Here is a 1,173-nt window from a genome sequence, read left to right on the forward strand (position 1 = left end):
AGGTCGACAGCGACGTGATCGAGCTGTTAGCCGAGGACAAGCCCGTCGAAGTCGAGGTCGACAAGGACGTGATCGAGCTATTAGCCGACGACAAGCCAGTCGAAGTCGAAGTCGACAGGGAAGTGATCGAGCTGTTAGCCGACGACAAACCGGTCGAGGTCGACGTCGAGAGCGAGGTGATCGAGCTGTTGGCCGACGACAAGCCCGTCGAGGTCGAAGTCGACAGTGAGGTGATCGAGCTATTAGCCGACGACAAGCCCGTCGAAGTCGAAGTCGAGAGCGACGTGATCGAGCTATTAGCCGAAGACAGGCCAGTCGAAGTCGAAGTCGACAGCGACGAAATGGCGCTGGTCGCAGTACCGACTTGCTGGGCGACCGAATACAGCTGGCTGCCGTTGATCGCGTCGGTACTGGTGGAGGTCACTTGACCGGCGGCGACGTTGGTGACTTGTCGTTCCTTGCCGGCATCGCCCACGCTGACGACGCCGACCGGGTTGGCACCAGCGAATCCGCTGAACGTCACGCCGTCGACGGTTGCGCTGCTCGTGGGCGTTGCCGCGACGGTCTTCGAGCCGGCGCCGAGCGCGACGGAATTGTCCGTGCTGACGACGGCGCCAAGGCCGACGGCGACGGAATTGATCGTGCTGGCGACGGCGCCGGAGCCAATGGCGACGGCGTCGGCGCCCGTTGCGGTGCTGTCGGCGCCGCTCGAGTTCGCGTGGAAGTACTTGATGCCCTGGCTGTTGATGTTGTTGATCGCCGAGCCGACGCTGTTGGCGGTCGAGGTCGTACCGTTCGCGTTGTAAGTCGTATATGCCGGCGCGGAAACCGTCCCCGTCGCCGGGTCGTAGGTCGAGCCGCCGCCGAGTGCTGATGCCGTGCTCGTACCGAGATTGTTCGTCTTCGTCGTGACGGAGCTCAGGCCGGTGGACAGCGAACCGATGGAACTCGTGGCCGACGAAAGACCGGTCGACGTGGAAGTCGACAGCGACGTGATCGAGCTGTTAGCCGACGACAGCCCCGTCGAAGCCGACGTGGAAAGCGAGGTAACCGAGCTGTTGGTCGAGCTCAGTCCGGTGGACAGTGAGCCGATGGAGCTCGTGGCCGACGACAAACCGGTCGAGGTGGAGGTCGAGAGCGACGTGATCGAGCTGTTGGCCGACGACAGTCCCG

2 protein-coding genes and 1 pseudogene are annotated in these 1,173 nt (G+C 63.3%); 2 read left to right on the forward strand and 1 reads right to left on the reverse strand.

Annotated elements, in window-relative coordinates:
* Positions 1 to 523 (reverse strand): annotated as a pseudogene (locus JMF86_RS35455) (hemagglutinin); the annotation flags it as partial.
* Here JMF86_RS35455 and JMF86_RS35345 point away from each other — a divergent pair.
* Positions 459 to 806, forward strand: coding sequence for a hypothetical protein (locus tag JMF86_RS35345; RefSeq protein WP_034176090.1), 348 nt, complete (start codon positions 459 to 461; stop codon positions 804 to 806). The pseudogene JMF86_RS35455 and the gene JMF86_RS35345 sit on opposite strands and share 65 nt — an antisense overlap.
* 135 nt (positions 807 to 941) lie before the next feature.
* Positions 942 to 1,173, forward strand: a 232-nt coding sequence (locus JMF86_RS35350) for a hypothetical protein (protein WP_269189826.1), incomplete at its 3' end; no start/stop codon positions are given.

The organism is Burkholderia sp. E168m15, assembly GCF_016586105.1.
Lineage (GTDB): Bacteria > Pseudomonadota > Gammaproteobacteria > Burkholderiales > Burkholderiaceae > Burkholderia > Burkholderia orbicola.